Below are 8,668 nucleotides of genomic sequence, written 5' to 3'. Positions count from 1 at the left end.
AAGTACATCCGCGGCGTCGTCAAGCGCCAGCAGCAGCTTGAGGTCGCCGGCCGCGCCCTCTTCTACGTGCCGCCGGCGTGGCCGCTGGCCGTCGCCGCGCTCAGCCTCTCCAAGATCCTCGAGAACATGGAGATCGGTCACAACGTCATGCACGGCCAGTACGACTGGATGGGCGACCCGAACCTCAGCTCGCGCATCTACGACTGGGACAACGTGTGCCCGGGCGAGCAGTGGAAGTACAGCCACAACTACATCCACCACACGTTCACCAACATCCTCGGCAAGGACCGCGACATCGGCTACGGCATCCTGCGCATGGACGCCGACCAGAAGTGGCACCCCTACTACCTGGGCAACCCGCTGTACGCGTTCCTGCTGATGGTCTTCTTCGAGTGGGGCGTGGCCATGCACGACCTCGAGGTCGAGAACATCGTGAAGGGCAAGCGCAAGATCGAGGAGAACGCGCACATGCACTCCGCGATCATGAAGAAGGTGAAGAAGCAGGCCCTGAAGGACTACGTCGTCTTCCCCGCCCTCACCGGCCCCCTGTTCCCGCTGACCCTCGCCGGCAACGCCGCCGCGAACCTCGTCCGCAACGTGTGGGCGTTCAACATCATCTTCTGCGGCCACTTCCCCGCGGGCGTCGCGACGTTCACCGAGGAGGAGTGCGAGGACGAGTCGCGCGGCCACTGGTACTACCGCCAGCTGCTCGGCTCGGCGAACATCAGCGGCGGCGAGCTGCTGCACCTGATGTCGGGCAACCTGTCGCACCAGATCGAGCACCACCTGTTCCCCGACATCCCGGCCCGCCGCTACCGGGCCATCTCCGTCGAGGTCCAGGAGATCTGCGAGCGCTACGGCATCGAGTACAACACCGGCCCGCTGCACAAGCAGCTCTTCAGCGTCGCCAAGAAGATTTGCCGCTTCGCCCTCCCCGACCGCAAGCCGCGCCAGGCCGCCCCGGCCCCCGCCGAGGCCACCCCCGCCGCCGCCTGACGGACCAACCCCACACCGCCCCCACCCGTTCGGGTGGGGGCGGTGGTGGTTTTTCCTTGGGTGCGCGGTCCTCGTCGACCTGCGGCTGCGGTCGTCGTGACCTTCCTGGTGCGCTGGCGCAGGGGGTCCGGACCTGCTGGTGCGCTGCCTCGGCTGGCGCTGGAGGTGGTCTCCGAAAGGGCCTCGACCGGGCGGCTGGGCGGTGCGCTGGTCTGGGGTCTCGGGCTGTGGCTCGCGTCGGACGCAAGGATCTGCGTTGGTGGGCTGAAGGCCAAGGCTTCTGCGTTTGCTACGGGATCCCGTCACCAACGCAGAAGCGTTGGGCCCGAGCGCACGAAGGGAGAATCTTGGTTGCCCTTGGGGGTGGGGTGGGCAGCGCTTCTCCCTTCTCGTGGCACGGTCCACGAGAAGGGAGAAGCGCTGCCACGTCTGACCCCGCCGGCGGTGGATATGCCACCTGTACAGGCCTCAGAAGGTGGCAGATCCACCGCTGAGGGGGCGCACACGCAGGATCGTGCGTCCACCCCCAGCACCGACCCGCAGCCCGAGACCCCAGACCAGCGCCGTCGCCAGCCGCCCGGTCGAGGCCCTTTCGGAGCGCAGGACGAGTCGAAGCCGCGCGGGCCACGAGAAGCCGCACCGACGCAGCCGCAGGTCGGCGCCCCCTGTGGACGAGCACTGGGCCTCCCGGAGTCGCGTGGGGAGGCTGAGGGGATGAGTCCTCTCGACTGCTCGCTCTCGACCACGGCCGCCCTGACCGCCGCGTGGCGGTTCGTCGACGGCGGCTTCGGGTACTCGGCGCCGCAGCTGTTCGTGCTCGTGCTCGACCGACGGGCGCGGATCGTGGGTCCGGTGATCCACCTGTACGACGAGCACCAGGCTGCTGCGCCCGACGACGGGATGCTCGGCCTGCTCGTCGAGCGGCTCGCGGAGACCGTCGAGGAGCTGGCGCCGGGAGGCGGGGTGGCGCTCATGAAGGCCCGGCCCGGTCGCTCACCCGTCATGACGGCGGCCGACCTGCGGTGGTGCCGCGCCCTGCACCGTCACCTGCAGGCCGCGGCGTTCTCGAGCCGGGCCCTCTTCTTCGCCACCGACCTCGGGCCCCGCATCATCGCGCCCGACGAGCTGATCGGCTAGGTGCGGGCGGCGAGCACCTCTCGGCCGCGCTCGGACTCGGGGAAGCGCGCCACCATCGCGCGCAGCTCGTCGGCGCCGACGTTCGCGCCGAACGGCTCCGTCCCCGGCTCCAGACGCACTCCGTCGGCCAGGGGCCCCACGACCACGGGGTCGAAGCCGAGCTCGTCGACGAGCCGCGACGCCGCGGCCACGGCGTCGCCGTCGTCGCCCGCGACCGCGATCGCCCGCCGGTCGGCCGAGCCCGACGGCTGCGCACCGTCCTCGAGGTCGTGGTAGCCCATGTGGTTGAACGCCTTCACGACGCGCGCCTCGGGCAGGAACGCCTGCACGACCTCGCTGGTCGACGTGCGGGGATCGGTCAGGTCGTCACGGACGCCGTCGACCTCCCACCAGTAGTTCATCGCGTCGACGACGACCTTGCCAGCCAGCGCCTCCGCCGGGACGGTGCGGTGCTTGCCGAGGGGCAGTGCCAGCACGACGACGTCGGCGCGGCGGGCAGCGTCGTCGGCGACGGTCGACGTCGCACCGGGTGCGAGCACGTCGACGGTCAGCTCGATGTCCTCCGCCGGGCCCGAGCCCGCCACCAGCACCTCGTGGCCGGCCGCCACGGCGAGGCGGGCCAGGACGGTGCCGACCTTGCCCGCGCCGAGGATGCCGACGGTGGTCATGCCTGCGCCGCCGCGGCCGGCACCGTCGCGTCGGCCGCCAGCAGCTCGCGTACCCGCGGGATCACCTCGGTGCCGTACAGCTCGACCGACCGCAGACGGTCGGCGGCGGGCGTCGACCCGGTCGTGTAGATCATGTCGAACCGACCGACGCCGAGCGTGCGAATGGCCGCAGCCATCTTCTGGGCGACCGTCTCGGGCGACCCGAGGTAGAGCGAGCCGTGCGCGATCTCGCGCTCGTAGTCACGCGGCGTGACCGGCGGCCAGCCGCGGTCACGGCCGATGCGGTCGCGCGACGCCTTGAAGTGCGGCCAGGCGATGCGTGCGGCGGCCTCGTCGGTGTCGGCGACGAACCCGGGCGAGTGCATGCCGACCGGGTGCGCGGTCGTGCCGAACTTCTCCGCGGCCCGGCCGTACAGCTCCAGGTAGGGCGCGAACCGGTCGGGCGACCCGCCGATGATGGCGATCATGAGCGGCAGGCCGTAGTGCGCGGCGCGGACGACCGACTGCGGCGAGCCGCCGACCCCGACCCAGGTGTCGAGGTGGCCGGAGTCCGTCTTCGGGAAGACGTCGGCGCCCTCGAGCGGCGCGCGGGTGGTGCCCGACCACGTCACCGGCTGCTCCTTCAGCAGCTCGGTGAACAGCTGGATCTTCTCCTCGAAGAGCACGTCGTAGTCGGCGAGGTCGAAGCCGAAGAGCGGGAACGACTCGGTGAAGGAGCCGCGGCCGAGGATCACCTGCGCCCGACCGTTCGACAGCGCGTCGAGCGTCGCGAAGCGCTGGAACACGCGCACCGGGTCGTCGGAGGACAGCACGGTCACGCCCGACGCCAGCCGGATCCGCTCCGTGCGCGAGGCGATGCCGGCCAGCACCGTCTCGGGGCTGGAAATGGCGAAGTCGTCGCGGTGGTGCTCGCCGAGCGCCATGACGTCGACGCCGACCCGGTCGGCGAGCACGGCCTCCTCGACGACCTGGCGGATGGCGTCCGCGTGCGACAGCAGCTCTCCGTCGGGTCCGAGGGGGATGTCGCCGAACGTGTCGAGCCCGAACTGCACGGCGGGGGTCGTCGTGGTGTCGTCGGTCTGCGTGGTCATGCTGGTCACCTTCCGCTGTCGTCTCTCGACCAAAAGTAGTTCAAAATTCATCTACTTCAAGCACCGGCCCTCCCCCACTATTCCGCCTGCCCCACCCGCGGCGCGTCAATCCCTGCGGGACAGCCCCGGAACGCGTACGGTTCAGCCACCGACGGTCGTGGAGAGCGAGGGGATCAGACGGTGACGGTGCACGAGGTGGAGCGACCCGCGTACGGACGCCACCGGTCCGAGACGCCGACGGGCGAGCGGCGCATCGTCCTGCGCCGACCTGGCACGTGCAGCCTCTGCTCCAGCGCGCTCGCACCGCGCACGACCGCCGTCGCCGACCCCGACCACGGCTCGGTCCGGTGCGTCGACTGCGAGGGCGGTGCCGCCCTGGCCGCCGCGGCGCGGCACCGTCGGACCGGTGACGACGAGCTCGCGCCGGCCGTCTCTCCCACAGCGCACGCCGACCTGCGGCACCGCCTCGACCAGCTGCGCGACCACGACGTCCGACTGCTCCACGGGCGTCGGGTGCCGGGGTCCTCGACGACCCTCGACCACGTCGTCGTCACGCCGTCGTCGAGGGTGGCCGGCTGCGCCCCCGCAGCGAGCGCCTCGTCGTGGGCCGACGCACCGTCTCGCGGCCCGTCGACACGGTGCTCAAGCAGGCCGCCGCGGTGCGCGACGTCGTGGGCGCCGACGTGCCGGTGCATCCCGTCCTCTGCGTCGCCGGCGACGGCCCGGCCGCCGACGGCGTGACCACCCGCGGCGTCGCGGTGGTGCTTCCTGCAGAGCTGGAGAGCTTGCTCCTGCGCTCCGGCGACGCCGGCATCGACGTCCCGGGCGTCCGTCAACGCCTGGCCGTCGTGTTCCGCGTGGTCTGAACGTCGCGCGCCGTCGCCCCCGCCGCGGCGGGCCACCGACTCAGCCCGGCGGGCTCGCCGCCGTCGTGCGCAGCAGCGCGACGAGCGCGCGTCGTGTCCGACGCCCCTCGGGGATCGCTCGGGTCATCCACACGTGGAACATGCTCGTCACCTCGTGCACGCGCAGGTCGACGTCCGCGTCCCGCGCCCGTTCCGCGAGCGTCTCGACCGCCGGACGCAGGATGTCCCGGTCGCCCACGAGGACGTCGACCGGCGGCAGCCCGTCGAGCCTCGTCGCCTGCGGGCTGACCTCGGGGTCGGCCGGGTCGCGTCGGCCGGCCCACCAGCGCCCGGCCGCGCGCAGCCCGGACTGTCGACGGTCGCGTCCGGGGCCAGCGGGTAGGCCGGGACCTCCACGAGGGCCGGCGTCCGCGCCAGGGCCGACACCAGCCTCCAGTAGTCCGACGTCAGCGGGTGCACGTAGCCGCCACCGTGCAGGTAGACCACGCGGACGACGGGACGACGACGTCGTGGCTGCACCGACCACACGGTCATCCCGTGCCGATGCGCGCGTCCCACCCGGTGCACCCACCGGGCCCGTCGTGTCGGCGGGGCGTCGCCCGACTGCTGACGTCTCCTGGCGGTGCGCAGCGTGCGCTGCGCGCCCTCGAAGGCCTGCTTGTCACGACGCAGCCACATCAGCCGCATGTACAGCACGGTGAACGGATGCCGCCTGCGAGGATCGGTGGACCAGCCGAGCATGTGTTCCCTCTCGTCGACGTCGTCCTCCCACCAGTACCAGGGGACGTCCGAGACCACCACCGGGCCGTCGACGCGAGCGACCCGTGCCGTCGACGAACTCTTGGCGGCTCCTCAGGGACGGACGCGCCCTTCTGACCTGCGGTCCGACGCTGTCCACGCAAGGCTTGACGCATGATCACCTCGCGCCTCCCGAGGTCAGCATCCGTCTGGCGACCGCTGCTCGTGCCGACGATCATGCTGCTCACCTGGGACGTCGGGGTGACCGTCGCGTTCCAGCTGAACTGGTTCGAGTTCCCGGGCATCACGATCCAGTACACGCTCTACGGCACGGCCATCGCCCTGTTCCTCGGCTTCATGGTCAACGCGGGCTACGCGCGGTGGTGGGAGGCGCGCACCCTCTGGGGCAGCATCGTCAACCACTCGCGGAACGTGGCACGCGAGGCGACCACGCTGCTCGACCCGACCGTGCCGAACGCGCGGCGCGAGCTCGGCCCCGACATGGTGCGCGCCCAGATCGCCTACGTGCACAGCCTGCGGACGTCGCTGCGCCAGCAGGACCCCCCGCCGGAGATCGACCGCTACCTCTCGCGTGACGCCGCCGTCCGGGTCAAGAACGCCAGCAGCGGCCCGACGGCCACGCTCACCCACCTGGGTCGGCTCCTCGCCGAGGCGCGTCGTCGCGGCATGATCGACGACTTCGCCCGCGTGCAGGTCGAGTCGACGCTCAGCGTCCTGACCGACGCGCAGGGCGGCCTGGAGCGGATCAAGAAGACCCCGCTGCCCGTGCAGTACCGGCTGCTGCCGTCGTTCTTCGCCCGCACGTTCTGCATCATCCTGCCGTTCGCGGTCTACCAGGACCTGCAGTGGTGGACGCCGATCGGCTCGGGCCTGGTCGGCATGATGTTCCTGCTCGCGGTCCAGGTCGGCAAGGACCTCGCGGACCCGTTCTCCGACGACGTGCACGACGTCCCGATGACGGCGATCAGCCGCACGATCGAGATCGACCTGCTCGAGATGATCGGTGCGGACGCCCCCGGCCCGGTGAACCCCGTCGGACAGGTGCTCTGGTGACACGACGGCTGCCGATCCGGCACTGAGCGGAAGCACCCATCCTGCCTCGTCCGGGGCACGCCGCGCAGCGCTTCGCAGAAGGTGCGCGAAACTTGTTCATTCGCCGGACGTGGCGTCGGACGCGGTCCTAGGGTGCACCGAGTCCTACCGATCGGAAGTCCCCCGTGATCCCACGCCCCGTCCCCCTGCAGCGCGCCGTGCTCGCGCTCGTCACCGCCTCCGCCCTCCTGCTCGGCATCCTCGCCGGCACCGCACCCGCCCAGGCCGCCACCACGGTCGTCACCGGCACCATCACCTCCTTCGACGGCCACCCGGTGTCCACCGGGGTCGAGCTCTACGTCAACATCGCGGAGCCCGGCCAGACCCCGCTGTGGAGCTCGACGCAGCAGGTCTTCAGCGACGAGAACGGCGTCTACCGCTTCGACGAGGGACTGGACGCCACCCAGTACCGCATCGGCGTCGCGCCGCAGTCGCTGTCGAGCTACGACGAGGAGACGGGCGAGACGACCTTCACGAACCTCGCACCCGTCTTCCACCCCGCCGCCCGCACGGTCGAGTCCGCCACGACCGTGAAGGTCCCCGCCGGACGCACCACCACCGTCGACATCACCTCCCCCGAGGGCGGGGTCGTCTCCGGCACCGTCACGGGACAGCCCGACCTGCGCCACGACAACCTCGCCGTCATCGCCCAGTACCGCGACCCGGCGACGGGCACCTGGGGAACGGCCGGCTTCGCACCGGTCTTCGAGGAGGACCACGCCTACGACCTCGTCCTGCAGCCCGGCAGCTACAAGCTGCGCTTCTACGACGGCAACGGCTACCACTACACGGAGTACTGGAACGACGCCGCCACCCGCGACGCCGGCCAGGACGTGACGGTCACCGCCGGCGGCACCCTCCCCGGCGTCGACGCCGAGCTGGCCCGTGCGGGCCGCATCGAGGGTCGTCTGACCCTGGCCAGCGGCGCCCCGGTCGACACCGACAACTCCTTCACGACGATCGAGCGACGCGACCCGGCCACCGGCACGTGGTCGCAGGTCGACGACGTCGACGGTGGCTACCTCGACGCGGAGGGGCGGTTCGGCTTCGGACCCCTCGTGGCCGGCACCTACCGCGTGAAGGCCGTCTCGAACGAGTACCCCGACACCTACTACGGCGGAGGCACCGAAGGCACCCCGATCACGGTCGAGACCAGCCAGGTCGTCACCGGCATCGACCTCAGCCTCACCAAGCCCGGCTCGGTCTCCGGTGCCGTGCAGCTGCCGACCGGCAAGGCCGCTCCCGGCGCGACCGTCGTCGTCTACGCGAAGGCGGAGTCCGGCACCTGGACCCAGGTCGACGAGTCGTCGACCGACAGCCGCGGCGGCTACGTCATCGGCGACGTCCCGGCCGGCACGTACGCCGTGCAGGTCTTCCCGGGCAACCCGGCGTACGCGCCCCAGGTCTACCTCGGCAAGACCTCGCTGGACGCGGGCACGCCGGTCACCGTCAAGGACGGCACGCGCACCCGCCTGTCGACCGTGAAGCTCACCGCCGGCGCCACCGTGTCGGGCACCATCACGCTGCCGAAGGGCGTCAGCGACCGGGTCGCGCGCACCGTCGACGTCATCGACCCGGCGTCCGGTGACCTCGTCTCGAGCGTGGTCGCGTCGAAGCGGGGCTCCGGCACCAGCTGGACGTACGCCGTGCCGGGTCTGGCCGCCGGCTCCTACCAGGTGCAGTTCGCACGCTCGAGCGGTTCGTCGCTCGCCACCGGGCAGTTCTTCAAGAACGTCCCGGAGACGCAGGGACGCGCGAGCGCCACGGCGGTCAAGGTGACGGCGGGCAAGACGACGCCGTCGGTCAACGCGACGCTGCGCACCGGTGCCACGATCACGGGCCGTGTGCTCGACACGCGGGGCGAGCCGCTGCGCTGCTCGGTCCTGGCCGTGTCGGCCGACGGCACGCTGACCACGCGGTCCGCAGTGTCGTCCTCCTCGACGGGCACCTTCACCATCTCCGGGCTCAGCGCCGGGCAGTACAAGGTCCTCGTCCAGGGCGACGAGTCGGCGTGCGTCGCCGACCCTCAGTCGAACGACGAGACCTCGGGCTACTACTT

At 71.4% G+C, this 8,668-nt stretch carries 9 protein-coding genes; 5 read left to right on the top strand and 4 right to left on the bottom strand.

Annotated elements, in window-relative coordinates:
• Together A6Q79_RS15960 and A6Q79_RS15955 are read left to right on the top strand one after the other, a co-directional pair.
• Positions 1-996: acyl-CoA desaturase (locus A6Q79_RS15960; RefSeq protein WP_317698748.1), on the top strand; the 996-nt coding region annotated here is incomplete at its 5' end.
• Positions 997-1,710: 714 nt separating this feature from the next.
• Positions 1,711-2,133, top strand: a complete 423-nt coding sequence (locus A6Q79_RS15955) for a hypothetical protein (RefSeq protein ID WP_286690447.1) — start codon at positions 1,711-1,713, stop codon at positions 2,131-2,133.
• On the opposite strand, the gene A6Q79_RS15950 is transcribed toward A6Q79_RS15955, so the two are convergent.
• The 3 genes from A6Q79_RS15950 to A6Q79_RS15940 form a co-directional block, all read right to left on the bottom strand.
• Positions 2,130-2,801 (bottom strand): NADPH-dependent F420 reductase, encoded by a 672-nt coding sequence (locus A6Q79_RS15950; protein WP_286690446.1) that lies wholly within the window; start codon positions 2,799-2,801, stop codon positions 2,130-2,132. The genes A6Q79_RS15955 and A6Q79_RS15950 overlap by 4 nt on opposite strands.
• Positions 2,798-3,892 carry an LLM class flavin-dependent oxidoreductase gene (locus A6Q79_RS15945; RefSeq protein ID WP_286690445.1) on the bottom strand — a complete coding sequence of 365 codons (1,095 nt, stop codon included), beginning with the start codon at positions 3,890-3,892 and terminating at the stop codon, positions 2,798-2,800. The genes A6Q79_RS15950 and A6Q79_RS15945 overlap by 4 nt, the downstream gene beginning before the upstream one ends.
• A 141-nt stretch (positions 3,893-4,033) precedes the next feature.
• The gene (locus tag A6Q79_RS15940; protein WP_317698747.1) at positions 4,034-4,396 is read right to left on the bottom strand and encodes a hypothetical protein; all 363 of its coding nucleotides are present in this window, start codon (positions 4,394-4,396) and stop codon (positions 4,034-4,036) included.
• Positions 4,397-4,494: 98 nt separating this feature from the next.
• Here A6Q79_RS15940 and A6Q79_RS15935 point away from each other — a divergent pair, with 98 nt between their 5' ends.
• Positions 4,495-4,758 (top strand): hypothetical protein, encoded by a 264-nt coding sequence (locus tag A6Q79_RS15935; RefSeq protein WP_317698746.1) that lies wholly within the window; start codon positions 4,495-4,497, stop codon positions 4,756-4,758.
• Between the two features lie 40 nt (positions 4,759-4,798).
• Here the strand turns inward: A6Q79_RS15935 and A6Q79_RS15930 are convergent, their stop codons facing one another.
• On the bottom strand, positions 4,799-5,284 hold the full coding sequence (locus A6Q79_RS15930; protein ID WP_317698745.1) for an alpha/beta hydrolase fold domain-containing protein: 486 nt from the start codon (positions 5,282-5,284) through the stop codon (positions 4,799-4,801).
• Between the two features lie 386 nt (positions 5,285-5,670).
• On the opposite strand from A6Q79_RS15930, the gene A6Q79_RS15925 reads away from it, so the two are divergent.
• Positions 5,671-6,570 (top strand): bestrophin family protein, encoded by a 900-nt coding sequence (locus A6Q79_RS15925; RefSeq protein ID WP_286690443.1) that lies wholly within the window; start codon positions 5,671-5,673, stop codon positions 6,568-6,570.
• A gap of 164 nt (positions 6,571-6,734) precedes the next feature.
• Positions 6,735-8,668: carboxypeptidase-like regulatory domain-containing protein (locus tag A6Q79_RS15920; RefSeq protein ID WP_317698744.1), on the top strand; the 1,934-nt coding region annotated here is incomplete at its 3' end.

The sequence above is a fragment of the Aeromicrobium sp. REDSEA-S32_B7 genome (assembly GCF_001626145.1).
In the GTDB taxonomy this organism is placed as follows: domain Bacteria; phylum Actinomycetota; class Actinomycetes; order Propionibacteriales; family Nocardioidaceae; genus Aeromicrobium; species Aeromicrobium erythreum.
This window is presented reverse-complemented; position numbering and strand designations above follow the sequence as displayed.